The 25422-nt window shown below is 59.7% G+C and carries 25 protein-coding genes; 20 read left to right on the forward strand and 5 right to left on the reverse strand.

Annotation, left to right across the window (positions count from 1 at the left end; translation table 11 throughout):
• Positions 1-8: 8 nt before the first annotated feature.
• The 7 genes from HMPREF2958_RS03215 to HMPREF2958_RS03245 all read left to right on the forward strand — a co-directional run bounded on the left by HMPREF2958_RS03215 (position 9) and on the right by HMPREF2958_RS03245 (position 5915).
• Complete coding sequence (locus HMPREF2958_RS03215; RefSeq protein ID WP_070696525.1) at positions 9-662, forward strand: biotin/lipoyl-containing protein; 654 nt, start codon at positions 9-11, stop codon at positions 660-662.
• Complete coding sequence (locus tag HMPREF2958_RS03220) at positions 659-1108, forward strand: MaoC/PaaZ C-terminal domain-containing protein (RefSeq protein ID WP_070696528.1); 450 nt, start codon at positions 659-661, stop codon at positions 1106-1108. Before HMPREF2958_RS03215 ends, HMPREF2958_RS03220 begins: the two co-directional genes overlap by 4 nt.
• Positions 1101-1910 carry an enoyl-CoA hydratase/isomerase family protein gene (locus HMPREF2958_RS03225; RefSeq protein ID WP_070696531.1) on the forward strand — a complete coding sequence of 270 codons (810 nt, stop codon included), beginning with the start codon at positions 1101-1103 and terminating at the stop codon, positions 1908-1910. Before HMPREF2958_RS03220 ends, HMPREF2958_RS03225 begins: the two co-directional genes overlap by 8 nt.
• Before the next feature lie 45 nt (positions 1911-1955).
• Positions 1956-2747 (forward strand): 4'-phosphopantetheinyl transferase family protein, encoded by a 792-nt coding sequence (locus HMPREF2958_RS03230; RefSeq protein ID WP_141755786.1) that lies wholly within the window; start codon positions 1956-1958, stop codon positions 2745-2747.
• A 280-nt stretch (positions 2748-3027) separates the two neighbouring features.
• Positions 3028-3894: a MetQ/NlpA family ABC transporter substrate-binding protein gene (locus HMPREF2958_RS03235; protein ID WP_013397877.1), complete on the forward strand. Its 867-nt coding sequence runs from the start codon at positions 3028-3030 to the stop codon at positions 3892-3894.
• A 189-nt stretch (positions 3895-4083) separates the two neighbouring features.
• Entirely contained in the window at positions 4084-5208 is a 1125-nt protein-coding gene (locus HMPREF2958_RS03240; RefSeq protein ID WP_013397875.1) for a methionine ABC transporter ATP-binding protein, read from the forward strand.
• Positions 5208-5915, forward strand: coding sequence for a methionine ABC transporter permease (locus tag HMPREF2958_RS03245; protein ID WP_013397874.1), 708 nt, complete (start codon positions 5208-5210; stop codon positions 5913-5915). Before HMPREF2958_RS03240 ends, HMPREF2958_RS03245 begins: the two co-directional genes overlap by 1 nt.
• Positions 5916-6053: 138 nt before the next feature.
• Here the strand turns inward: HMPREF2958_RS03245 and HMPREF2958_RS03250 are convergent, their stop codons facing one another.
• Together HMPREF2958_RS03250 and HMPREF2958_RS03255 are read right to left on the reverse strand one after the other, a co-directional pair.
• Positions 6054-6881: a DUF1109 domain-containing protein gene (locus tag HMPREF2958_RS03250; protein ID WP_070696534.1), complete on the reverse strand. Its 828-nt coding sequence runs from the start codon at positions 6879-6881 to the stop codon at positions 6054-6056.
• 1 nt (position 6882) lies between these two features.
• Entirely contained in the window at positions 6883-7641 is a 759-nt protein-coding gene (locus HMPREF2958_RS03255; protein ID WP_070696538.1) for an HAD family hydrolase, read from the reverse strand.
• 165 nt (positions 7642-7806) lie between these two features.
• Between HMPREF2958_RS03255 and HMPREF2958_RS03260 the strand changes: the two genes are divergently transcribed.
• Both HMPREF2958_RS03260 and HMPREF2958_RS03265 read left to right on the forward strand, forming a co-directional pair.
• Positions 7807-8112: a type II toxin-antitoxin system Phd/YefM family antitoxin gene (locus HMPREF2958_RS03260; RefSeq protein ID WP_070696541.1), complete on the forward strand. Its 306-nt coding sequence runs from the start codon at positions 7807-7809 to the stop codon at positions 8110-8112.
• Between the two features lie 3 nt (positions 8113-8115).
• A complete protein-coding gene (locus HMPREF2958_RS03265) occupies positions 8116-8535 on the forward strand; it encodes a type II toxin-antitoxin system VapC family toxin (RefSeq protein WP_070696544.1) in 420 nt (139 codons plus the stop codon).
• Positions 8536-8605: 70 nt separating this feature from the next.
• Here the strand turns inward: HMPREF2958_RS03265 and HMPREF2958_RS03270 are convergent, their stop codons facing one another.
• Positions 8606-10033, reverse strand: a complete 1428-nt coding sequence (locus HMPREF2958_RS03270) for an FtsX-like permease family protein (RefSeq protein ID WP_070696547.1) — start codon at positions 10031-10033, stop codon at positions 8606-8608.
• Positions 10034-10035: 2 nt separating this feature from the next.
• On the reverse strand, positions 10036-11082 hold the full coding sequence (locus HMPREF2958_RS03275; protein WP_070696550.1) for an ABC transporter ATP-binding protein: 1047 nt from the start codon (positions 11080-11082) through the stop codon (positions 10036-10038).
• A 112-nt stretch (positions 11083-11194) separates the two neighbouring features.
• On the opposite strand from HMPREF2958_RS03275, the gene HMPREF2958_RS03280 reads away from it, so the two are divergent.
• The 9 genes from HMPREF2958_RS03280 to HMPREF2958_RS03320 all read left to right on the forward strand — a co-directional run bounded on the left by HMPREF2958_RS03280 (position 11195) and on the right by HMPREF2958_RS03320 (position 23159).
• Positions 11195-12511 carry a histidine phosphatase family protein gene (locus HMPREF2958_RS03280; protein WP_083313693.1) on the forward strand — a complete coding sequence of 439 codons (1317 nt, stop codon included), beginning with the start codon at positions 11195-11197 and terminating at the stop codon, positions 12509-12511.
• Positions 12512-12521: 10 nt separating this feature from the next.
• A complete protein-coding gene (locus HMPREF2958_RS03285) occupies positions 12522-12962 on the forward strand; it encodes a VanZ family protein (RefSeq protein ID WP_371441427.1) in 441 nt (146 codons plus the stop codon).
• 434 nt (positions 12963-13396) lie between these two features.
• The gene (locus tag HMPREF2958_RS03290) at positions 13397-14188 is read left to right on the forward strand and encodes a DeoR/GlpR family DNA-binding transcription regulator (RefSeq protein ID WP_070696556.1); all 792 of its coding nucleotides are present in this window, start codon (positions 13397-13399) and stop codon (positions 14186-14188) included.
• Positions 14185-15135: a 1-phosphofructokinase family hexose kinase gene (locus tag HMPREF2958_RS03295; protein ID WP_070696559.1), complete on the forward strand. Its 951-nt coding sequence runs from the start codon at positions 14185-14187 to the stop codon at positions 15133-15135. The genes HMPREF2958_RS03290 and HMPREF2958_RS03295 overlap by 4 nt, the downstream gene beginning before the upstream one ends.
• 139 nt (positions 15136-15274) lie before the next feature.
• The gene (locus HMPREF2958_RS03300) at positions 15275-17347 is read left to right on the forward strand and encodes a PTS fructose transporter subunit IIABC (RefSeq protein ID WP_070696562.1); all 2073 of its coding nucleotides are present in this window, start codon (positions 15275-15277) and stop codon (positions 17345-17347) included.
• 41 nt (positions 17348-17388) lie between these two features.
• Positions 17389-19083, forward strand: a complete 1695-nt coding sequence (gene ptsP / locus HMPREF2958_RS03305; protein WP_004005598.1) for a phosphoenolpyruvate--protein phosphotransferase — start codon at positions 17389-17391, stop codon at positions 19081-19083.
• A 189-nt stretch (positions 19084-19272) separates the two neighbouring features.
• Entirely contained in the window at positions 19273-19551 is a 279-nt protein-coding gene (locus tag HMPREF2958_RS03310) for an HPr family phosphocarrier protein (RefSeq protein ID WP_013397859.1), read from the forward strand.
• Between the two features lie 351 nt (positions 19552-19902).
• Positions 19903-21003 (forward strand): lipid II:glycine glycyltransferase FemX, encoded by a 1101-nt coding sequence (locus HMPREF2958_RS03315; RefSeq protein ID WP_070448847.1) that lies wholly within the window; start codon positions 19903-19905, stop codon positions 21001-21003.
• Positions 21004-21074: 71 nt separating this feature from the next.
• Positions 21075-23159 (forward strand): threonine/serine exporter family protein, encoded by a 2085-nt coding sequence (locus HMPREF2958_RS03320; protein ID WP_070448850.1) that lies wholly within the window; start codon positions 21075-21077, stop codon positions 23157-23159.
• Between the two features lie 107 nt (positions 23160-23266).
• Here HMPREF2958_RS03320 and HMPREF2958_RS03325 read toward each other — a convergent pair whose 3' ends face one another.
• Positions 23267-23941 carry a uracil-DNA glycosylase gene (locus HMPREF2958_RS03325; RefSeq protein WP_070696567.1) on the reverse strand — a complete coding sequence of 225 codons (675 nt, stop codon included), beginning with the start codon at positions 23939-23941 and terminating at the stop codon, positions 23267-23269.
• A 101-nt stretch (positions 23942-24042) separates the two neighbouring features.
• Here HMPREF2958_RS03325 and HMPREF2958_RS03330 point away from each other — a divergent pair, with 101 nt between their 5' ends.
• Entirely contained in the window at positions 24043-24435 is a 393-nt protein-coding gene (locus HMPREF2958_RS03330) for a DUF3263 domain-containing protein (protein ID WP_070696570.1), read from the forward strand.
• A 141-nt stretch (positions 24436-24576) separates the two neighbouring features.
• The gene (locus HMPREF2958_RS03335; RefSeq protein ID WP_004005590.1) at positions 24577-25128 is read left to right on the forward strand and encodes a LytR C-terminal domain-containing protein; all 552 of its coding nucleotides are present in this window, start codon (positions 24577-24579) and stop codon (positions 25126-25128) included.
• Positions 25129-25422 lie beyond the last annotated feature (294 nt).

Genomic DNA, 25422 nt, shown 5'->3' on the forward strand with positions numbered 1-25422 from the left:
AAACACGCATGACTGATACACCGCACGCTTCATCCGCCCCAAGCCCCGAGCCCTTACCGCCCGAGGGTTCCGACGCTTCCGGCTACCCCTTCACCTTTTACCTGCCGGATTTAGGGGAGGGGCTTCGCTCGGGCGAGATTATCGAGTGGCTCATCAGCGAAGGGCAGCAGGTTGAGCTGGATCAGGTGCTCGTGGTGGTCGAAACCGCTAAATCCACGGTCGAAATCCCTTCGCCGGTTGCAGGCACCGTGGTGCGTCTGCTCGAACCGGTCGGTCAGGTTGTCGACGTGGATGCGCCTCTCATCGAGCTGCGCACCCCCACCCCGCAGGCCCAGGCGCCCACGACTGGTGCAGAAACCCCCGCGAATGATTCAGCCGATAAGCTCCCCGCAAAACCCGGCGCGGGAGAGAGCAAACACCTGGTGGGCAGGGGCAAAATGCCCATCAAACCCGGCGGAACCGGTACCGCGCTGCCGCCAAAATCCGCCAAAATTCAGGGTGGCAAGGCCCGTTCGGGTGCCAAAGTTTCGCCCGCCGTGCGCAGGCTCGCCCGCTCCCTCGGGGTCGATCTGAAAACCGTCACCGGAACCGGCGCAGGCGGCGCTATTACCCCCGAAGACGTACAAACTGCTGCCGATCACGCCGCCGGAGGCGCATCATGACCGCGGAACGCACCGTCGATCTGAGCGCGCGCATCGGTGAACCCCTGGGTGAAACCCCCTGGATGTGCATCAGCCAGCAGAACATCAACCGCTTCGGCGAGCTCACCGGCGACACCCAGTGGATTCACACAGACCCGTACCGCGCGGCGCACACCCCCTTCGGTGGCACCATCGTACACGGGGCTTATCTGCTGAGCCTCGCCATCACCTTCGCCGGGCAGCTGCTCCCCGCAGAGGGCACCTCTATGCTTGTGAACGCCGGGGTGAGTGCCGCCAGGTTCCGCAGCGCCGTGCCGGTGGACTCGCAGGTATGCGGCAGCGCATCAATCGTGAGCGCCGAAGATTTTGGGGATGCCACCCTCGCCGAAATTCGTGTTGCCGTGCATGTTAAAGGCCAGAGCAAACCCGCCACAACAGCCACAGTTCGGATGGTACTTCATGACTAACAACACCGCAGATAGCCCAGCCGTACTCCTCGAACGCCGCGGCAGCATCGCGTATGTGACCCTGAATCAGCCCGAAAACCGCAACACTCTCAGCCGCCACCTGGCGACCGAGCTGCGCGAGGTGCTCAACCGGCTGCACGAGGACGATACGCTCAAAGCTGCCGTGCTCACCGGAGCCGGGCAGGATTTTAGTCTAGGCGGCAGCTACGACGACTTCGCCGAAGGCATGTCGCGCGAAAAGGAAGAATCCTTAGCGTACAGCCGCGAACTCGCGCGCCTGCTCGAAGACATTATTCTTGGGATCGTTGCTGCGCCCATCCCCTTTATCGCCGCCATTAACGGGCAGGCGGCGGGTGCAGGCATGTCCCTGGCGCTCGCATGCGATCTGCGCGTTGCCGAACCGCGCACCAAACTCAATATTGCCTACGGCATGATTGGGGCATCCACGGACGGCGGGATGAGCTGGTTCTTACCGCGCTACGCCGGGTTCAGCGCCGCCACCGAACTGTTATACACCCAGCCGATTCTGCGTGCCGCGCGTGCGCAGGAGCTTTCGCTGGTGCATCGGGTGTCGGAGCCGGGTGAGCTGAACGCATGCGCCGAACAGCTCGCGGAGCAGATTGCCGGTTCGGCCTCTCATACGGTGCGCGCCGCCAAGTCTATGCTGGCCGCACGCTATGTTGTGGAGCTCGAAGAGCATATGCATGCCGAGCACGAATTCTTCGCCCGCGGCGTGCTCACCGAGGATTTCCGCAATGCGGTGCACGCCATGCAGCGGGGCGAAATTCCGTCCTTTGACTAGGCACAATACCTCAGCGGATGCGGCGGTGATGCTATGGTGAACCGCGTGAATGCAGCGTTTGACGATATGAAGGGCTCCGAGAACACGGGCGGCACCGAAAATTCGCGGGGGCTTGAGCATATGAGCACCGCCGAGAACACGGGCGAATCGCTGATGCGCAACCTGCTTCCACCGGATATATGCGTGGCAGAGACCACCGGCGATTTCGGGCACCTTCACGATGCTGAACGGGAGTATTTCGCCAGCGCCGTCCCCAAGCGCGTGCGCGAGGCGACTACGGCGCGCTCCTGCGCTCGGCTGGCGCTCAAGCGGCTGTACCTGCGGGAGCCTGAGCTCACCGAACCGCCGACTGAGCCCATCTTCGTGCCGCGCGCCGATGGTTCGCCCACCTGGCCCGCGGGGGTTGTGGGGAGCATGACCCACTGCGCCGGGTATCGTGCGGCGGCGGTTGGCTCGGCAAAGCGCTATGCGGGCGTCGGGATCGATGTTGAACCCGCGGTGTCGCTCTCTGCCGCCGTGCAAGAGCTTATTGTGCGCGAAGAAGAACGGCGGTTTGCCTTTGGGGTCTACTCGAAAGTGCTGTTTTCTGTGAAAGAGGCGGCGCTCAAAACCTGGTACCCCCTGGGTTTTCGAGGGTTTGACGTGAGCGATATTTCCGTAGCCTGCGACGTCGAATCTGGGGCGGGGCGCAGGGGAGAGGACGCGCGCGGCACCTTCACGGCGCGCATCCCGACTATGCCGGATGCTCCGGTTCTGCCCGGCGGCTGGGCTATCGGGGGCGGGCTTGTGGCGACTGCTGCATCCCTGCCGGCATCAAACCTACCCGCGAGCAGGTAGGATATGGCCGAACAGGTCGGAAAATCCTACCTGCTCGTACCAAAAACCACCTGCTCGCCGAAACTTTAACGTCCCAGCAGCGTCCCAGCTCTCCGAAATGTTAAGAAATATGACGAGGTTGACGGAGTGTGTCACGGTGGGGCCAAATAACTACCATCCACAGCCGGGGGCATGCTCTAATGGGTAAACACCCCCGGAAACCCGGGAACCACCCGCACAGGAGTTAAATCGTGCATGTGGTGGCGCATCGTAAACCCAAACAACAGAAAGTTTCATAGCCGTGAAAAAATTTGTTGCTGCACTGGCAGTTGTACCTCTCGTCTTCAGCCTCGCCGCCTGCGGTTCCTCCTCGAACAACGGTAACGGTAACAACAAGAAGGTCACCATCGGCGTGGTCGGCACCGAGAAAGCTAACGACGTGCTCAAGGAAGAAGCCGCCAAGCAGGGTATCGACATCGAATACCAGGAATTTACCGACTACAACCAGCCCAACCCCTCCGTGGAATCGGGTGATACCGACCTGAACCGCTTCCAGCACATCGCATACCTGGCGAGCTACAACGTGAACTCGGGTAAAGATCTGCAGATCGTCGGTTCAACCAATATTTACCCCATGGCTCTCTTCTCACAGAAGCACAAGAAGGTAGACGAAATTCCCCAGGACGGTACCATTGCTGTCCCGAATGACCCCGTGAACGAGGCACGCGCCATTCTGCTGCTGAAGGCTCAGAACCTGGTAACCCTCAAGTCTGACGTACACAGCCCCACCCACGACGATATTGACACCGAGAAGTCCAAGGTCAAGGTTACCCCCGTGGACGCATCGCAGACCGTGGTATCCCTGGACTCCGTGGACGCCTCCGTCATCAACAACACCTTCTTGGCGGATGCGGGACTGAACCCCTCGGACGCCCTCGCGCAGGACGACCCCAACAACCCCGACGCCCGCCGCTACGTGAACCTGTTCGTGGCGCAGAAGGATAAGGTAGACGACGAAACCTACAAGAAGGTCGTCGAAATCTTCCACACCCAGCCCGTGCAGGACGCCGTGAAGGAAGACTCCAAGAACACTGCAGTTGAGGTGAACCTCTCCCAGGACGAACTGAAGCAGGCGCTGCAGAAAGAAGAATCGGCGCTTCGCAAGTAAAACAGACACGTGCATGAGTGCACACGGTAAATGCGGTAACCCGGCATTTCCCTGAAAACCAGGCGAAAACCGGCTTACCGCCTTTGCCGTCCCTGGGGTGAATACATGCGGATGCGCGCCGCCGAGAACGAGCGCATCCGGCGTATTTTGCCCCAGCCCTAAATCACACGAGAGCAAAGAGAGCGTACAGTGAGCGAACAGGCAGCCCCGTGGGCGAAGAACCCAGAGCCCGGCGCCACCACACCGAAGGGCACCAACACCCTCATCAGCCCCGGCGCAGCGGACACCGGCGCCGAGCCCATGGTCACGATCGATAACGTCTCCAAAATTTTCGGCAAGGGCAAGAAAGAAGTTGCCGCCGTCAAAAACGTTTCCCTCACCGTCAAGAAGGGCGAGATCTTCGCGATTATCGGCTACTCGGGCGCAGGCAAATCCACCCTGGTGCGCCTGATCAACGGGCTGGAGAGCACCACCAGCGGCACCCTGACTGTGGACGGCTTCGAGATTTCCGGTAAACGTGACCTTGAGCTGCAAAAAGTCCGTACCAATATCGGCATGATCTTCCAGCAGTTCAACCTCATGAACTCGCGCACTGTAGCCCAAAACGTGGAGTTCCCGCTCAAGGTTGCCGGATGGAGCAAAGGAGAACGCACCAAACGCGTGCAGGAGATGCTCGAATTCGTGGGCTTGGCAGACCGCGCGAAATACTACCCGAGCCAGCTTTCCGGCGGGCAGAAACAGCGCGTGGGTATCGCCCGTGCGCTTGCTACGAAACCTTCCCTGCTGTTGGCGGATGAGGCAACCAGCGCCCTTGACCCGGAAACCACGCATGAGGTGCTTGAGCTGCTCAAAGAGGTCAATCGTGAGCTTGGGATTACGGTTATCGTGATTACCCACGAAATGGATGTTGTTTCCTCGATCGCCGATCGTGTGGCGGTCATGGAAGAGGGCCGTGTGGTCGAGACCGGAAGCGTTTACGAGGTTTTCTCGAATCCGCAGACCGAGGTTGCGCAACGATTCGTGGCGACCACCGTCAAGCAGAGTCCCACCGGCGATGCGGCTGCCGCGCTGCGCAAGAACCACAAGGGCTACCTGGTGAACGTCGAGATCGTGGAAGGCAATCAGGAACTCGGCAAAATCCTGGCGTACCTGGGCTCGCGGAACGTGCGCTTCAATATTGTGCACGGCGGTATTGAGACCTTGCAGGGGAAAGCCTACGGAACCCTCACCCTTGAACTTCTTGGCGATGTGACGAGTATTGATGCCGCGGTTGCCGAGCTGAAGACCGTAACCCGCGTACAGGAGGTGCGCTAATGTCTGCACTTGTGACTACTCTGCCGTTAGCGGCATCAACCCGGTCGGTGAATTGGGATACCTTCATTCCCGATAAGCTGGTTCCCGCCATCTTCGATACCCTGTACATGGTCTCTGTCACGATGGTGATCGCCGGTCTTCTCGGTCTGATCATGGGCGCCTTGCTGTACACCACGCGCACCGGAAATATCTTCCAGAACCGGTTTGCTTATACGGTGCTGAACGTTCTGGTGAATATCGTGCGGCCTATCCCGTTCATTATTCTGATCGCGGCTTTAGGCCCGCTCACCAGTGCGGTAGTACAGACCCGTTTAGGCATAAACGCGGCGATCTTCGCGATGACCTTCGGCGCATCCTTCGCTATCGCGCGCATCGTGGAGCAGAACATGGTCTCGATTGATCCGGGCGTGATTGAGGCTGCCCGCGCGATGGGTGCCTCTAAGTTGCGGATTCTCTTCACCGTGATGATTCCCGAATCGCTCGGACCGCTGATCCTGGGCTACACCTTCATCGTGATCGGTGTGGTCGATATGTCGGCCATGGCCGGGTATGTGGGCGGCGGCGGCCTGGGTAAGGTCGCTATCGTTGACGGCTACCAGAGGTTCCAGGACCAGATCACCTGGGCCGTGGTTGCGGTCATTATCGTGCTGGTGCAGCTCGTGCAGCTCATCGGCAATATGCTGGCGAAGAAGGCTCTGCGCCGCTAGGATTCGCCGGATCAGGCACACTCAAGGGGTTTCCTGTGAAGCAATCGCGCTTCGTGGGAAACCCCTTGAGTTATATTTGGGCTTGTGAATGTATAGTGCAGCCGCCCATGCCCAGTACAACATCCGTAACCGCATCCGCTACGACGAGGAGTCGTCTTTATTGCGGGGGTTGAGCATCCCCGGGCGGTACCGCGGAATCTGCGGTGCATCGCCGGATGTGCCCTTCTGCTGGGCGTAATCGGTGGGGCGCAGCACCCGTTCGTCGTCGTCCTGCTGCGTGTATTCGCCGAGCGCCATCATGCCGTAGATGAGCGCCGCGAAAATCAGCAGGGTCGTGCCGATCTCGCCCCACATGACGATGTGATTGCGCCTGAGCGTATCGTCCACATGCGCGTAAATAATCGGCACCACCGAGAAACACCCCAGAATGGATGCGGTTCCCGCCGCCGCCAGCACATGCGGTAGTATCCACCAGCGGCTTCGTTCGCCGCGTTTGAGCGCGCTCTCCCCGGGCAGGCGCAGCCAGGCGAAGAGGCGACGGCGCACCGCGACCCAGCCGAAGATGCCTGCCCCGAAGGCGAGAGCCCCGGGGAGCGAAAGGTACAGGGCACTTGAGAGCATGCCCGAGAGCGTGAGGGTTACCCCGACTGCCACGGCAATCAGGCTGAGGGCGTTCACCAGGCGGCGGCGCGCCCGCACCTTCAGGTGGTCGATAAGTTCGGGAGGAACCGCATCCGGGTCGGGTTTTTCTTCCCAGAATGGGCGGTAGTATTCGAGTTCTTCGGCGCTCATGTTTTCAAAGCGCAGACCATAGCGCCCCTGCCCGCTCTGATACTGCCCGCGCGGGGTTTGTTCATGCTGATTCGGGCGAGCCTGTTCATCCCGATTTCGCGCCGAGTTCTTCTCGGGTTGGTCGCCAAAATTCTGCTCGTTGCGGGCATCTTTACCCGGGTTCTGAGGTGTCATTTTAGCTCTCCGCCATCAGGGTTGTGGATGCTTTCACCGCCGAATCCTCCAGCCGTGCCACCCAGTCGCGCGCCGTGCGCCAAAGCTGCGGGTCGGTAAACGTGTCGAAGTGCCCAAACCCGCGCGGTGCCTCCGCAAAGTTACCGTGGGGCACGTAAATAAGAACCTTAGTCCCGGCGTCTCGTGCCGCCTGCGCGCCTGCCGGTGAGTCCTCGATCGTGAGCGCATCCGGCCCGGCGAAGCCTAGGCGACGTGCCGCCTCCCGGTATATATCGGGTGCGGGTTTGCCGTGGGGAACGTCGTCGCAGCTGACCCAGGTGCGCACGAGCGGGGCGTACCCGTAGGTGTGCATTTTGGTATCGAGAATGCCTGCCGTGGAGTTGGATGCGACGGCCACGGGCATATGCTCGCCCAGGTAGCTGAGGAATTCTTGGGCACCGGGTACGAGGTCCACACCGGCGTTGATAATATCTGCTTCGATGCGCGCAAGTTCAGTGAGCGTATTGTGCTGATGCTGGGCGTATTCCTGGGTGTTGTTAGGGTCGCCGGTGTATGAGAGACGCGCGAGCGTTTCGGCAACCTGATGCGCGGAAAGCCCGGTTAACTGTTCTTCGAGGTCGTCGCTGAAGGGGATGTTCCAGCGGTTGAAGAGTTCGCGCTGCACGCGGTTCCAGGCGGTCTCGGAATCGAGAAGAACCCCGTCGCAGTCGAAGATTGCGCAGCGGGGGAACCAGGATGCGGGCACGGTGTGTTCAAACATGTCTCCATCTTCTCACACCCGCCCTCCTATTACTCCTATTCCGCGAGCAGGTGGTTTTTGGTCCGAGCAGGTGGGAAAATCCTACTTTGTCGGCAAAATCCTACCTGCTCGCGATATTCTGAAATATAGTAACATTACTACAACTGGATCTTGGGGGAGTAAATCATGACGACTACAGTATCAGCACGTGAATTTAACCAGAATGCCAGTGCCGCCCTGCGCCTCGCCGCAGAAGAACCCGTCTTTATTACCAAACGCGGCACACCGACCAACGTTATTTTGAGTATTGAAGACTATCAACGACTGGCCGAACCGCAACCTCGGCGTTCCTTGGCGGATGCGCTTTCCACCATGTCGGCAGAGGCGGGCGAGATTGATTTTGATATTGACCGCGAACCGAGCATCCCAAATCCTCACCGTGAGGTAGACTTCGCTGGCGATGGTGACTTTTTCGGCAGCGAGGAGAACTAATCCGTGTACCTTGCCGATACAAACGTGATCTCTGAACTGCGTAAATACCGCTCGGGCAGAATTCATCCTTCGGTGCGCCGTTGGGTGGAACACGTAGACGTGAACGACGTGTATATCAGCGTGATTAGCATGATGGAGATTCGCACAGGAATTCTGCGGCATGCCCGTAAAGATGCGGCTCAGGCTCAGGTTCTGCAGCAATGGTTTTCTCATGAGTTTGCGCCGGAGTTTGCGGGGCGCATTCTGCCGGTTTCTTTAGAGGTTGCTCTCACCTGCGCTGAACTCTACGTGCCGCATAAGAAATCAGAATACGATGCGCTGATCGGCGCCACCGCCCGAGAACACCATCTGATGCTGGTGACTCGTAACGTTGCAGATTTTCAGGGCATGGACCTCGATATTCTCAACCCGTTCGAGTTTTAGTCTTAACGCTTAGGCATGCCGCGAGCAGGTAGGAAAATCCTACCTGCTCGCGAACAAGGGGAGGGGAACGCTACACTGCCGAGACCGGTTTGCGGCTGACCTGTTCCATGACGGGCCCGGTTGCCGCCAGCGCCGCAAACACCAATCCCAGCCCCATCGCAATCGAACCGAATACCAGCGCCGCGGTGTACAGCAGCCCCGTCTCGGTGAGCGCCGAACCAAGCAGCAGCACGAATAGCGGCAGTGCCACCACCGCAGACATACAGCTCACCAGCAGCAGTGGGCCAAACACTACGATGCGCCTCGAACGCTTCAAAACCGTAGCTTCGGTACCCATCATCCGCAGAGAAGAATACAATGAACCGCGCTCATAGATAGCGGCGGACTGGTTTAGCAGCGCCGAAAGCGCCACCAGCAGGTAGGAGAGGAACAGCACCAGCACCAGACCCTGCAGTATATCCCCAATAAGATAGGACTCCGCCGAGCCTTCTTCCACACCCGGCGCGGAATTGACCATGCCCAGAATCGGCCCCAGGAAAGCGGCAATAAACGTGGTCATGGCAACCCCGGAGACCTGCCGCCAGGCGGCGCGCGGCGATTCCATAATAGAGCGATATGCCAGCAGGGTTGCGGGGGTGCGGGCGGCGCGAACCCGAATGCGGGCGTACAGGCCCACCACGAACCCGCCGATCAGGTCTATGGCGAGCATCGTGAGCAGGATCGGCAGCCCAAACATGATGGTGGTTACTAGCACCAGCACGAATCCGTTCGAGTCCATTGAATCGGCGGCGAGATTCATAATGTGGGAGGCAATCGCCCCGACGAAACCCACCACTAGAAGCGCACAGCCCAGAATGAGGGCGCGTTTTCCCAGGGACGGCTTATCCGAACGGGTGCGTACCCCCAGCGGGCTGATGGTCACTTTCGAGAGCCCAAAGAGCGAACTGGTTGCGGCGATGATCAGGCTCACAAACCCACAGACCAGCACGATGGGCAGGGGCAGAAGCATATTTTCGGGACCCAGCGGGATGTTCTGGAAGCGCAGCATCCCGAAGGGCAGCACCAGAACCAGGTACACGATAAACCCGAGCACGAACCCAACCGCAGCGTAGATTACGGAATCGAGCATGGTGTAGAGGGTAAGCCGTCGAGTGGAGGCACCCAGCAGCCGCAGGGTTGCCAGGCGGTCGTCGCGGCGGCGTGCGCTGAGCCGTGCCGCGGATGCGCCGAGCGTGAAGAGCGGGGTGAGCAGCAGGAACCCGCTAATCCAGGCGAGCATCAGGTATAGCGGCTGCATCGTGTGCGCCGTGTTTTTGGTGCCGGATCCCGCCTCGACCGAGGTGGCCGTGCTGGCGTCCCCGCCCAGCCAGGTGTAGAAGGCGTGAATACCTCCGGCGATCAGCAAAAAGAGCGCCGCAGATGCGGCAAACGCAAGCACCGGAAGAACCGCCTGTGAGGTGGGCAGGGTGCGGCGCGCGAGAAGTTTGAAGGTCTGCATTCTTAGGCGCCTTTCCCCAGGAGGCCGCGCATCCAGAAGGGACGCCGGGCGGGTTTATACGGCGCTGGTGCATGGTTGCGTGAGGCCGCGGTGTGCGCCGTGCCCGGAGCATAGGCGGGGGAGTAGCGAACGTTCGCGGGCGGCTGCGTTTGTGCGGAAACCCGGTTGTATGTTTGGGGCGGGTTTACCGCGGGGTTCCCCGGCTGGAAGACGCCCGGCTGCGCGGAAGGAGCGGGTGCCGCATCCTGAGGGGGTACCGGCTGGCTCGGCGGTGTGGGCACTCGATACTGTACCGAATCCCCGCCCTGCTGACCGGGCGCGGTGGGATCCTGCCGGTTATCCTGCACAATCTGCCCGTCGTGCAGATGGATTGTGCGGGAGCATTGCGCCGCAACCTGCGGATCGTGGGTAACGATCACGAGGGTTTTACCCTGCTGCGGTACGAGTGTGAGCAGAAGATCCATGACCTCTTGGGCGGTCACGCTGTCGAGTGCGCCGGTGGGTTCATCCGCAAAGGTAATCGGTGCACCGGTGATCTGCGAGCGCGCAATCGCCACGCGCTGCGCCTGCCCGCCGGAAAGCTCGCCGATGCGTTTCTCGCACATGTCGCCTAGCCCCAGCCGGGCGAGCAGGTTTGCGGATGCGCCGCGTGCCTGCTCGCGCGACATCCCGGAGATCATGGCGGCGAGCGAGACGTTTTCTTCTGCGGTGAGTTCGGGGATGAGAAGCCCTTGCTGGAAGATGAATCCGAAGGAGTTTGCACGCAGGCTCGTGCGCTGTTTTTCGCTTAGGGCGCCGAGTTCAACGCGCCCGCCCGGTATCTCGGGCCCGCCGCCGAGCACCTGGATGGTGCCCGAGTCTATACGAATAATGCCGGAGAGCGCGTGCAGAAGCGTGGTTTTTCCGGAACCGGAGGGTCCCATGACGGCCACGGATTCGCCGGGATAAATATCGAGCGAAATATCGCGCAGTACTGTGTGCTGTCCGTAGGATTTGGTAAGGTTGCGCACCGAGATAACGGGTGCGTATGAGGTGTAAGAAGTATTCATAGCATCTATTTTTCCAAGGGAGACGGGGCGTTTTTATCCGTCTGCGGGGTGAAAAAATGCGGCGATAATGCCGGGTTTTTCGCGGGTTTTCATCCCTAAGGATGAGCGGGGCGTGTTATGGGATACGGCTCTAAATCGTGAGGATGATGCCATACTTAAGACCATGACTGACGCACAGACCCACCATGAACATGCTGAAACGCCCGGTAAGATTTTTCTGCTTCGGCACGGGCAGACCGACTGGAATATTAATCACCGGTTTCAGGGCAGAACCGATATTCCGCTGAACGATACGGGGCGTGAACAGATTCGGGGTGCCGTGCCGCAGCTGCGTGAGATGGCTCAGCGCGGCGTGCAGATTGACGGTGTGGTTTCGTCCCCGCTTGAGCGTGCGGCGGAGAGCGGGCAGATTGTTGCCCGGGCACTAGGGGTGCCGTATCTGGGCGCATACGCGGGGCTAGAAGAACGCTCATTCGGTGATTTGGAGGGTGAGAGTGCAACCCCTGAGCTGGTGGCCGCATCCCGCACAGATGGGCATAAATACGGGGTTGAGGAGCGCGAGGCCCTGGTGAGCCGCGCCCTGACCGCTCTGAACCGGGTGCGCCGCGAGCATGAGGGCAAGAACATTGTGGTGGCTACCCACGGCATGCTGATTGCGGTGACGATGACCGTGCTTCTGGAAGGCCGCGAGCATGAGGGTTACGAGACGATTGACGGCATGTTCCCGATTCCTCCGAATGCTTCGCTCACCGAGCTTCCTATTAATTATCTTGACGATGCGATTGATGCCCACGTGCTGGTCAGCCGCCAGCCTAAGCTGCACGCCGAACCTTTCCCTAAGAACCTGGCGGGCGGTTCGCTTACGCTAATTCGCCACGGACAGACTGAGTGGAATAAGAACCAGCTCATGCAGGGAATCAGCGATATTCCGCTGAACGACACCGGTCGCGCGCAGGCGCGTGAAACCGGGGCGAAACTGCGTAGCCTGGGTTTGAGCTATGACCGTGTTATTTCTTCACCGCTCTCGCGGGCCTATGAGACCGCGCAGCTGGTGGGTGAGGATTTCGGGCTGCCGGTCAGTGAGACCTATCCCGACTTGGTGGAACGTAATTATGGTGCCGCCGAGGGTGTGAATATTCCCGTTCCCGAGCGGCGCGCCCCCGACCGCTACTATCCGCAGGTAGAGACCGAACGCGATGTGTATGTGCGTGCCGTGCGTGTTCTGCGTGAGATTGTGCGCCAGTATCCTGGGGAGCACATCATCGCGGTGAGCCACGGGAGCCTGATTCGCCGCGCTATTTCGGCGGCGCAAGGGTACGAGCATACGCAGACTGTGCCGAACGCTGAGCCTTTAGAAGTCGATCTTAAGGGGCTTTTCGCCTTTGATGAGAGCACGGTTTTCGATGAACGGGGTCGTCTTGTCTGGTAGATCTGGCAGAGTGTTCCGGGTAATCGGATGGGCGCTTTTTGCCCTGTATTGCGCCGCCGTTGCAACAATCGTGTTCGCCCCGCAGCATGTGGACGATAACGAGGCGGGATCTCGTCTGGCTTCTCTTCTCGATACCGGTCACGCACAGGGTTGGCTGCCCGGGTTCATCACTTATGCGAGCATCGAACAGCTCTCGAATGTCATCATGTTTGCCCCCGGTGGGTTTTTGCTCATGCTGTTGCTGTTCTGCCGTGCCCGCCCGTGGCGCAGGGTAGGGGCGATCACCCTGGGCGCGGTAGCGGTCAGTGCCGGAATCGAACTCATTCAAACGGCCATGCCCGAACGCACCGGCGACCCTCTAGACGTGCTCATGAACGGGACGGGTGCATTTGTTGGTTCCCTGACTGCCTGGGGTGTGCATAGCCTCTGGCTGCGCTGGGTTAAGAGGTAGTTCACGGATATGGATGCTTCCGCTTCGCTCCGGTGATGGCGACAGCACTAGGCGCTCGCTGTAAGCCTGCGCATCCTGGACGCGTCACGCACTAGAAAACCTTTGTGGTTCAAGGCAGATCAAAACTACTCGCGCCCGAGCTTTCAGGATCCGCGCATCCGGTGTGGGTTTAGATGCGTTGTGGGGTGAACAGTGTGTGTCTGTTGTGGATTATTTGACCTTAAGTGTGGTTTCTAGGGTAAATTCACAAAAAATCGATGATTTATCCGTGGGTTATCTTGACGCACCCACATAAACCCACATAAAATCAAGGGCAAGACTGTTGTCTTGAGTGGTGATACGCATTCGCCGTTCCGCCATGATACACAGACCTAAGAATTCGCGTGGAACGGTTCGTTCGCTCCACACCCATACCTTGAAAGTGATGTGCGCATATGTTTGCTGAAGAACGTCGTGCCGAAATTGCGAAGCTGGTATCTTCTGCACGCCGCGTTAACGGTGCTGATCTCGCTCGACGCTATGACGTCACCATGGAGACTGTGCGACGAGACCTTGCCGCCCTCGAAGAAGCGGGTAAGCTGCGCCGCGTGCATGGCGGCGCCGTTACCGTTGAGCAGTCTACCTCCCTAGAGTCCTCTATTGCCTCACGCCAGGGCATGAATACTCCCGAGAAGCGCCGCATCGCCGCGAAGGCTTATGAGTATCTGCGTGACTCTGATGTGGGCTCGATTGTTCTTGACGCCGGCTCGACCATTGAGATTTTGGCGGACTACATTGGGTCAGAAAACTTTAGCCTCAAGACCGGCAGCGACCGCATCATTATTACCCATGCCCTGCACATTGCGGTCAAACTTGCTGAGGCAGAGGGGGTCACCCTCGAACTTGTGGGTGGTCAGCTGCGCAAGATGACCTGGGCCGCGATTGGTGCTCGTGCCGCCGAATATTTCGCTACGGTACGCCCCGATATTGCGTTTCTTGGCGCTAACGGCATAGATGCCGAATTTGGTGTTTCCACCCCCGGCATGAATGAGGCCATCGTGAAGACCGCGATCTGCAAGTCAGCGCGGCGCGTGGTGCTTCTGTGCGATTCGGCGAAGTTTGGGCAGGAATCGCTCGTGCGCTTCGCTGATTTCGAGAATATCGATACCGTGATCACCGACCGCGCCCCCGATGGTGCGCTTGCTCAGGCTCTTGAAGCCGCTCATGTGGAGGTGCTCATCGCATGATTTTGACTCTCACCGCTAACCCTAGTTTGGATCGCACGATCGAACTGGGTTCCCCTCTAGCGCATGGCGCCGTTCAGCGTGCGGTAGGCGCGGTTCAAGACCCCGGCGGTAAGGGGGTCAATATTTCGCGTGCCTTACATACTTCTCAGGTGCCCACTGTTGCGGTGGTTCCGGGAGAGGCTACCGACCCCGTGCTGACCGCCCTTGCGGCGAGCGGCGTGCAGTTTGCGAATCTGCCCACGGGTGAGCCTATCCGCTCGAATATCACCGTGGTTGATCCGGACGGCACGACTACTAAGCTTAACGCCCCCGGCACCGAGTTCACCCCTAAGTTGCGCGACGCCCTGGATGCGCTCGTAATCGCCCAATCAGAAAACGCAGATTGGGTGGTGCTCGCCGGTTCGCTGCCTGGCGGACTAGAGGCAACGTATTATGCCGAGCTGTGTGCGAAGCTGCGCGCCAGCGGATATGAAGGCAAGATCGCCGTCGATACTTCTGAGGCGCCGCTGATCGCTACCGTTGCGGGGCAGATAAAGCCTACGCTGATTAAGCCGAATTCTGAGGAGCTGGCACAGCTGACCGGCGCCGAGAACTGGGAAGAGCTGGAGTCGAGCCCCGAGCTGACCGCACGTACCGCACGAACCTTGGTGAATGACGGCATTCCCTATGTGCTGGCAACCCTTGGCGGGTCCGGCGCGGTTCTCGTGACCGCCGAAGGTGCCTGGCATGCACAGCATGAACCCGTGAAGGTGCGCAGCACGGTGGGCGCAGGGGATTCGTCGCTCTCCGGCTTCCTCTATGCTTATGAGCGAGGAGAGTCGCCGCAGCAATGCCTCGTGCAGGCGGTTGCGCACGGCTCGGCGGCAGCATCCTTGCCCGGAACACAAATGCCTTCGGCAGCCATGACAACCCCCGAGAAAGTAACCCTAAGGCAGCTTTCCAGTTAGCTTATATTCCATATCAGGCATATAGCATATAGCCTGGTCAACCACTAAAAACAACATATTTACGGACACTTGAGTGCGTACTGAAAACGCCCACACAGGCATCATGGCGCACCGCATCATACGCCCCGAGGAGGGTATTATGTCTGAGCTCATCACCCCAGAGCTGGTGCTCCTAGACCGGAATCTGGGAGAGACTAAATTCGACGTCATCAGCAAGCTCGCGCACGCCGTCGTCGATGCCTCACGTGCCACCGACTACGATCAGCTGTACGCCGCTGCTGAAGCCCGCGAGTCCAAAACCGACACCGGCATCCCGGGCGGCATCGCCATTCCTCACTGCCGAAGCGCGGCTGTCACTGAACCCACCCTCGCGATGGCACGCCCCAAGCCCGGCGTGAGCTTCGGCGCGAAAGACGGTGCGGCCGATCTGATCTTCTTCATCGCCGCCCCCGATGGTGCCGACCAGGAACACCTGAAACTGCTCTCCACGCTGGCGCGTTCGCTCATGAAGAAGAGCTTCACCGCATCCCTGCGTGAGGCACAAACCCCCGAAGAAATCGTAGACCTCGTGAACGATGCGCTCGGCACCGGCGCCCCGAAGAAGGCTCCCGCCGACTCGGCAGCATCGAACGCGCAAAAGGCGGGTGCAGGCGCATCCGCTCAAGCCGCAGCGGCACAGACCGACTCCGCAGAAGCGACTGCATCCGAGAAGCCAGCCACCAAGAAAATCGTGGCGGTCACCGCATGCCCCACCGGCATCGCGCACACCTATATGGCGGCGGATGCCCTCAAATACGCGGCGGAAGACCTCGGCTACGACTTCAAGGTCGAGACTCAGGGGTCCTCCGGGAATGAAACTCTCACCCAGGCCGATATTGATGAAGCCGACGCCGTTATCTTCGCGGTCTCGGTGAACGTGCGCGACCGCAGCCGCTTCGCCGGTAAGCCCTATGTGGAATCCCCCGTGAAGCGCGGCATCGACGAACCGCAGGCCATGATTGAGGAGGCCCTCGCCGAAGCCGAAAACCCCAACGGCAAGCGCGTGAGTGCTGCCGCATCCACCGGGGAAGACACATCCTCGGCTGCCGAAGGTTCGTGGGGCTCGCGCATCTACAAGGCCGTGATGACCGGTGTTTCGTACATGATCCCGTTCGTCGCCGCCGGTGGCATTATCGTGGCTCTGGGCTTCATCCTCGAAGCAATCACCATGCCGAACCTGGGCGATGTCGATACCGAAAAAATCCTCGCCAACGCCACAATCTACAACCTGGGAGACACCCACTGGACCCTCTACCTGGGTGCGGTCCTGCAGACCATCGGTAAGTTCGGTCTTGACCTGATGGTTCCCGCGCTCGCTGCCTTTATCGCCTACGGGCTGGCGCAGCGTCCCGGTATTGCGCCCGGCTTTATTGCCGGTTCCGTCGCGGTCGCCGTGAAGGCTGGCTTCCTCGGCGGCATCGTCGGCGGTCTGCTCGCCGGTCTGATTGCCTACGGTTTAGGCACCCTCAAACTGCCGCGCTGGCTCGGCTCGATGATGCCCGTGGTCATTACCCCGCTCATAACCTCACTCGTTGCGGGCGGCATCATGTACCTGCTGTTGGGCGCGCCGCTGGCGTGGGTTCTCGAATCCCTGCAGAACTGGCTGACCTCCATGTCTGGCGCATCCGCTCTTGTCCTCGGTCTGATTCTGGGTGCCATGATGGCATCCGATCTGGGTGGTCCCATCAACAAGGCGGCTTACCTGTTCGCAACCGCCGGGCTTTCTTCGGGTGCCGATGTGAACAAGGAAATCATGGCAGCCGTTATTATCTCCGGCATGGTTCCGCCGCTGGCTATGGCGCTTGCCACCACCCTGCGCCCCAAGCTCTTCACCGAGCCCGAGCGTGAGAACGGCAAGGCCGCGTGGCTGCTGGGCGCATCCTTCATCTCTGAGGGTGCTATTCCGTTCGCCTCGGCAGACCCGGCGCGCGTGATCCCGTCCTCCATCGTAGGCGGCGCGATTGCCGGTGCTATTTCGATGAATGCGCATGTGGCATCCCCGGCACCGCACGGCGGTATCTGGATTATTGGTTTGAGCAATAATATTCCGATGTTCCTGCTCGCTGTTGTCGCCGGTACCGTCGTATCCGCTATCACCTATGTGCTGCTGAAGTCGATTGGCGCGAAGTCGCGGCAGACTGCGACCGAGACCCCAGCGAAGACCGCCGCATAAGCGTTACACTGTAGAGAACCCAACACGAAGGATATATCTTCATGACTACATATAAAGGCGTCGGTGTTTATGCCGGACGCGTTATTGGTCCCGTGCTACAGATGCCCGAGCCTATTCAAGAGCCTAAAGCAGGTCTACGCCTAGACGGTGAAAGCCCCGAAGAGGCCGGTCAACGTATTCAAGATGCGTCGGTTCGCGTGAAAGAGGATCTGCTCGCACGCGCCGAGAATGCGGGTCGTGACGGCAAGGCCGTGCTCAAATCGACCTCGCAGATGGCGACCGACCGAGCCCTGATTAAGAGCGCCGTGAAGCTGGTTGAGACCCAGCAGATGGCACCTGAACGCGCGATTTGGGAGGCAGCAACCTCGTTCGCCGACCAGATGGCGGCCCTTGGCGGTTACATGGCTGAGCGCGTCACCGATATTCACGATGTGCGCGCCCGTATTGTGGCGGAACTGACCGGTCAGCAGGCGCCGGGCATCCCCTTCGCGGAGGAGCCTTTCGTGCTCGCCGCAGTTGATCTTGCCCCCGCAGATACTGCGACCCTTGACCCGAAGAACGTGATCGCCCTGATCACTTCAGACGGCGGCCCGCAGGCGCATACCGCGATTTTGGCGCGCGGTCTGGGTCTTCCCGCTATTGTGGCGGCGAAGGGCGTTACCGATATTCCCGACGGCACCGAGGTCTATGTGGACTCGAACGCGGGTATCGTCAATACCGAGCCGACCGATGAAGACCGCGAAGCTGCCGAAAAATACGCTAACCGCAAACCTATCGCCGACTTCGACGGTAAAGGCGTGCTCGCCGACGGCACCCGCGTGCCACTCTACGCGAATGTGGGCGACGGCAAATCCGCTGAGAAGGCTGCCAGCCTGAACGCCGAAGGCGTGGGTCTGCTGCGCACCGAGTTTGGTTTCTTGGGGCACGACGCCGAGCCGTCTATTGAGGCCCAGGCAGCAACTTACAAGTCTGTGTTTGATGCCTTCCCCGGCAAGCACATCGTGGTTCGCACCCTGGATGCGGGCGCCGACAAGCCCCTGCCCTTCCTGAACGTGAATCCCGAGGAAAACCCGGCGCTGGGCGTGCGCGGTTTCCGCACCGACTGGACCGTACCGGGCGTGCTGACCCGCCAGCTGGAGGCTATCAAGCAGGCGTCCGAGGATTCTGACGCCGATATCTGGGTGATGGCACCGATGATTTCGACCACCTCCGAGGCGCGCAACTTTGCGAAAATGCTCAAGGAGGTCGGCCTGCCGGTACACGGCGTGATGGTTGAGACACCCGCCGCCGCCGTGAACGCCGAGGCGATTTTGGGCGAGGTCGATTTCGTGTCGATCGGTACCAACGACCTGACCCAGTACACGATGGCTGCAGACCGTCTGCTGGGCGATCTGGCTCACTTGAACAACCCGTGGCAGCCTGCGGTGCTGAAGATGATTAAGCTGACCGTTAAGGGCGCTAAGCGAGCTTCGGTGAACGCCGGCGAGAAGAAGTATGTGAGCGTCTGCGGTGAGGCCGCCGCCGATCCGGCGCTGGCCGTGGTGCTGGTCGGCCTGGGGGTTGATACCCTCTCGATGAACGCCGGTGCTATCCCCGCAGTTGCGGCGGTGCTCAAGTCGGTGACCCTGGAGCAGGCACGCCATATTGCCAACAAGGCTTTGGAACAGATTTCCTCTGCCGAGGCGAAGGCTGCCGCCCGCGCTGAGCTGCCGATTCTGGATGAGCTCGGCCTCTAGAAGACGCCTCAAACCCGGTGGAGAAAAGGCTAACCCGGTGTTGAAAGTTTATTTCAAGATCGGGTGAGGCATTGGTCCCCAAACGGTGAGTAAAACTGTACAATTGAGGCAGGAAAACAGGGGGTGCATCCTTCTGTTTGATAAACATGGAGTCGATAACAGACGATTCCTTCACAAAGGAGAAAAACCATGGCAGAGGTTATTGCCACCATTGCAAGCCGCGTTGGTCTGCACGCACGTCCCGCAGCAATTTTTGCTGAGGCAGCTGGCGACCTCCCCGTTGAGGTCACCATTGCAGCCGAAGGCGAGCCCGCAGACGAGGCAATGGATGCGGCTTCGATCCTATCCCTGATGTCCTTGGGCGCTAAGCACGGTGACCGTGTGGTGCTCCGAGCAGAAGGTGAAGGCGCAGACGAAGCTCTAGAGACCCTGAAGAAGATTCTCGAAACCGACCACGACGCAGAGTAATCCTTCCGCGACTCTCGCCAGCTTATCGGTATCCCGTCGCTTCACGTGCGGCGGGATACCTGCTTTAAGGCTCGGGCGCGCATCCGGCTGTTTTCCGCCTCATGCCTCAGCCAGCCCGATCAGGTCGGAAGGGGCATAAAAAGGCTCTTGATACGGATAAAGCGGCGTTTTTAACTCTTTATTCACAGCAAAGCTCTTTTCAGGCGAGGCGAACCCCGCCGATGCACCAATCGCCGCGCCTCTTGTTAGACTTAAGGCGTGCGTGCGCCGCGAGCGCATCAAAAAGACCGCACAAGGTTCGCGGGCGATAGACGTTCGGAACACCCACCACCCCACGAGAGATAGAGACCCTTGCACGAAATTACGGCACGTTTTGCAACCCCAGCAGAAATTCAGGAGTGGGATACCCACGTGATCGCCAACCCGGACGGCGGAAATCTGCTGCAGTCCGCATCATTCGCAAAAGTCAAAGCCGACTACGGGTGGAAACCCCGCTATATCGTGTACGAAGGCACCGTCGATCGTGACGGCGAGAAGCAGCCTTTCGCCAGCTACAGCCTGGCGTTCGAGAAGAATATTCCGTTGCTGGGCAAACTCTGGTACTTCATCAAAGGCCCGGCGGTGCATGATGCCGATGAGCTGCCCGCCCTGCTGCAGGCGAACCGCCGCCTGATTACCGAGCAGAAATTGGGTGTTTTTGCCGTTAAGATCGAACCTGAAATCGTGGCGGATGAGCACGCCCAGCAGGTTATTGCGGGCACCGAGCTGGTTCGTACCGCCGATATTCAGCCGAATGACTACACCGCCATCCTCTCCACCGAAGGCACCGAGGAAGAGGTGCTCAAGTCGTTGTCTTCGCGCGGACGTAACGCTGTACGCCGCGCCACCCGTGAAGGCTGCGAGGTCAAACGGGTTGAGCTCACCGACGAAAATATGCGCGCCATGTATGCCCTTATGGATACCGTGGGCCAGGGCAAAGTTTCGCTTCTGCTGCGCCCCTACGAGTATTACCGCGACTTCTGGAAGGCCTTCGAGAACGCCGGGCAGGGCAGGCTCTACTTCACCTATGAAGACGGCAAACCTTCCGTGGGCGCCTACGTGATTAACTACGGCACGAAGGGCACCTATAAAGACGGCGGTTCTAAGCCGCGCCGTAAACAGTACGGTGACTCTCATCTGGTACAGTGGACTGCGATTACCGACCTCATGAAGGAGCACGGGATCAGCACCTATGACTTCTGCGGCACCCCGCCCGCCGCCGAACTCAAGAATAAGGAACACCCTTACTACGGTCTGGGTCTGTTCAAAACCTCGTTCACGAAGAACGTGACCGACTTCGTGGGCGTTTACGATCAGCCTATTTCAGAGCTCAAATATAAACTCTGGAACGCCGGTGTGGAGCGGCTGATGCTTCGCCTGTGGGTGAAGAAACACCACTATTCCTTCTACTAGGAAACGCCGCACCGCCACGCCACTCACCGGTACACACAGCGCACCAGCACGTAACACGATCAAGGGATACTATGGCGAAGAACCCCGAGGAGCACAGCTACAACCCAGCCGATGAGAACGCGAGGAGTATTCGCCGCCCGGGATATTTCTTCGCCGTGCCTCTCTCCGAAGTGCACGACTCCAAGCTGCGTGAGGCGCTTGCCCACAGCGGCAAGGAGGTTGAGCAGGCTGAGCAGGCGCGTGAGGCGCTTTACGAGGTTGCGGCGGCGCACGGCGTGGAAACTGATACGGACGATACCCAGCTTCTTCCCGTCGACGAATCGGGGATGCCTCTCGACGAGGCTCCACAGATGTCCTACGAGCCGGAAATACCCTACGAGGAAATCCCCGAAGAACCCGTAATCCAGGCGGTGCAGAGCGTGCCGCCTGAGATACCGCATCCGCAGGAGCCGCCCGCGCAGACCTCCAGTAATATCGTCACGGAGGTTGCTAAATACCGCCAGTCCCAGCCCGTTCCTATGACGGGCATGATTCCGCAGGTGCCCAATTCGCATGCGGCACAGCGGTTCGGTGGTGTAGAGCCCACGGCGAGCGCACCCCCGGTATCCGTACCCACTACGACCGTACCCGCCGGGCGCGGTACGGGCGGACGGTGGGGCGTGCGAACCACCCTGCGGTCCTTCGTGCGTGCAGGCAGTCAGGCGGCGGCGCACGCGGCACCGCGCGGTGCGGCGCGCATCGCCCAACGGCAGTTCACCCCGCGCGCCAAACGCGAAGAACGCGCCCGGCGTGAGGCCCTGTACCGTGAGAAAGAATACGCCCGCGACACCCTCAATTTCACGCTACGCCTGGCGGAGGCCATGTTCTACTATGGCGCGGACGCGATGGACGTAGACTCGGCGATTATTGCGGTGTCTTCGGCGTATGGGCTCGATTCGGTGGATGTTAATATCACCAACCAGTCGGTGACCATCAACTACACCTCCGACCCTGATATTTACATGGAGTCGCGCATCAGCTCTCGCAGCATGAGTGCCGACTCCCGGTTCACCCATACGCTCGTGCGCGTGGTGCGTACCTCTACCGAGAATTATGAGGCGCTCGCTTCTACCTACGGGCTGATTCACGATATTACCGAGGGCGGCATGACCTTGGAGGATGCCGACCTTCGCCTGAGCGAGATTACGAACCATCCTAAACCGTATCCGCCGCTGATTACCTGGCTGGCGAATATTGGCTGCGCAACCACGCTGACGGCGGCGCTGGGGGCGAGCTGGTCTACCGCAACCGCTGCGGCGATCGTGTTTATTCCCGTGTACCTGCTGATTCAGTGGCTCAATAAGATTGGTATGCCCACGTTTTTCCGCATGGCGGCGAGCGCGGGTCTGCTGACCTTCCTGGCGATTTGGCTGGGAGGGGATCATTCCATGATTCGCCGCCCGGGGGAGTCGATTTCGGCGCCTCTGGTGGTTGCCGCCGGGCTGATCATGTTCCTGCCGACCTCGCGTCTGGTGGGCGCGGTTCAGGATGCGATTAACGGTTTCCCGGTGACGGCGGCGGGAAGATTCGTTTCGACGGGCATGAGCTTTTTGGGCCTGGTGATCGGCATTGCCTCGGCGGTGAATGCGATTAGCCTGTTTGGCGGCCCGATTCTGGATATTGAGCAGAGCCGGTTTGAGCTTCCTTCGCCGCTCACGTTCTCGGTGTTCATGCTGGCTGCGACGGTTACGTTTGCGATTACCCTACATACGAAGCTTGTGAAGCTGGGGTGGCTGGTGCTCATTACCTGTAGCGCCTTGGTGACCTATCACCTGTATACCTACCTGGTGGGGGTAGATTCGGGGCGTGCGAATACGGCGCTTGCTGCCCTCGTGATTGGCATGCTGAGCACCTACGTGGCGTACCGGTTGCATGCCCCGCAGGCGGTTTTTTCGATTCCTGCGCTGACCTTCCTGCTGCCTGGTTTGTCGTTCTTCCGCGGCATGTACCTGCTGACGGTGGAGACGAACGTGGTCTGGGGTATCCAGAGCATGATTTCGGCGGTTTCGATTGTGATTGCGATGGCGGCGGGCGTGACGTTGGGAAACTACCTGATGCAGTATCTGTTGCAGCGTTTCGCGGTTCCGCGCAATGTGCCCGCGGAGGCTGCCGAGTAGCGCATCCGCGGCTCTCACGTTCCTCTGATGCGGGATGCTACAAAGGCTCTTTATTCCACATTGGAATAAAGAGCCTTTGTATGTAGGTATGAGTGGGCAGATGCGCGCTATTTGACCGTCCAGTCCACCGGTTCCGCACCCTGCCGCACCAGCAGCGTATTCACCCGCGAGAACGGGCGCGAACCGAAGAACCCGCGATGCGCCGACAGCGGCGAGGGATGCGCCGACTCCACACACGGATACGGTTCCAGCATCGGGGCGGTACGCCGCGCATCCGCACCCCACAGCAACCCGACCAGGGGTTTATTGCGAGCCGCCAGCGCCCGAATAGCGCACTCGGTCACCTCTTCCCACCCTTTATTGCGATGCGACCCCGGCGCCCCTTCACGCACGCTGAGCACGCGGTTCATGAGCATGATGCCCTCATCGGACCACGAGCTTAGATCGCCGTGCTGCGCGGGCTCAATCCCCAAATCGTCGGAAAGTTCCCGGTAAATATTGATGAGCGATTTCGGCAGGGGCATATCCCGCTGCACCGAGAACGAAAGCCCCATCGCGTTCCCGGGGGTGGGGTAGGGGTCTTGCCCCACGATCAGCACCTTGACCTCGTTCATGGGGCGTGAGAATGTGCGGAAAATATTCTGACCTGTGGGAAAAGTTCGGTGTCCCGCCGCGTGTTCGGTGCGTAAAAACTCGCCCATGGCGTGGATTTTATCTTCGACGGGCGCGAGGGCCTGCGCCCAGTCTTCGCTCATAATGTCGGTCAGCGGCGGGTTCGTCATGAAAATACTCCCTGAGAAAATTTGACTCTAATAACACGGTGACTTCAACCAACATACTCTAAAGTGTTCATGTAGACCACCTATGTTCGTCAGGAATCCAGATGCCGATACCTTCTTCGGAAACCCCCGAACCTTCGCCTGCTGGCGGCTCCGAAGCAGCCGAACCCGCAGCGGCAGTCCCCGCCGATAGCTCTGAAACCGGCCCCACAACACAGCCTGCGTCTTCTGCCCCCGGCACTTCTGAGACCCGCGAAACCGGCGGAAAAACTGAGAACACGCGAAAATCCGCCCTCACCGATTTAGAGCGTGCCATGATCGCCCTGGAAAAACGGCACTGGAAGTATCAGGGCACCAAAGAGAAGGCGATTACCGCGCTCGGGCTCACCCCGATCGCCTACTACCAGAAGCTCAACACGATGATCGATAGCCAGCGTGTGATCGCCGCCGAACCCATCCTGATGCACCGCCTGCGCGAGGTTCGCGACCGCAGCTAGAGGCAGCCGCACTGATGTGTGCATGAGCGCACGCTGTTCTGAACAGGACGGATAAAGCCCCATACGGTACCCTGTAAGAGAGAGCTTTGGCAGGGCTCCACCGCGCAGAGCGGTACATCTATTACTCAACCTAGGGAAGTCATGAGCCAATACCCGCACGATGAATTCGACGACATCGACGAGAATACCGCCCGCCGTGGAACATACCGCGGTGTGATTGACGACCCTTCCAAGAGCCCCAAAGGCATTATTCCCGTTGTCGTCGCCGGTATTTTATCGCTCGTGATTGGCGGCGCCATGTACATTAACCACCCGCGCAGCAGCTCGCCCGAGGCCGCCGCACGTGCCAAGAGCTACAGTGCCCCCGCCTCGCCTTCGGAATCATCGTCGCCCTCTGCCTCGGCATCCGAGCAGGCTAAGGATGCGAACGTGGCGGTCTATAATGCATCCGCACCCGGCGGGTCTGCGGCCAAGGCAAGCGCCGCGCTTGAGGGTTACACGATTACCGAAACCGCAAACTGGTCGGGCACCCCGCCGCAGTCCAGCACGGTCTACTACAAGGACGAGGCTAAGAAGTCGCAGGCCGAAGCTATTGCGAAAACCCTGAACATCACGACGGTTCAGGAGAGTTCAGACACCTCGATTCTGGGCGAGAACGATATTGTGGTGGTGCTCGCCACCGACTACAGCTAACGGTATCAATCGGCTTGAGACCGCGGTTTGCGGTGCCGCTTATCATCCCCGCTAGTTTCGGACACGTTCTATGAGCCTTATGCGCTCGCACATAACATCGCCTGGTGCTCGAAACTGGTGTTTCCGCTCTGGGCATTCGCACGCGAAGCCGTACCCGTTCACCCCATCGCGGCTTTTCGCGCGCCTCAAGAATGCGCTGAGGGCGATTAAGCTAAATTCGGTGCTCAAAATGTTTGCCCTCGGGCGCACCAAGTGCCAAAATTGTTTTTAGCACTCGGCGCCTTCAGGTGCTAA

Source organism: Rothia sp. HMSC036D11, from assembly GCF_001814205.1.
GTDB classification, from domain to species: domain Bacteria; phylum Actinomycetota; class Actinomycetes; order Actinomycetales; family Micrococcaceae; genus Rothia; species Rothia dentocariosa.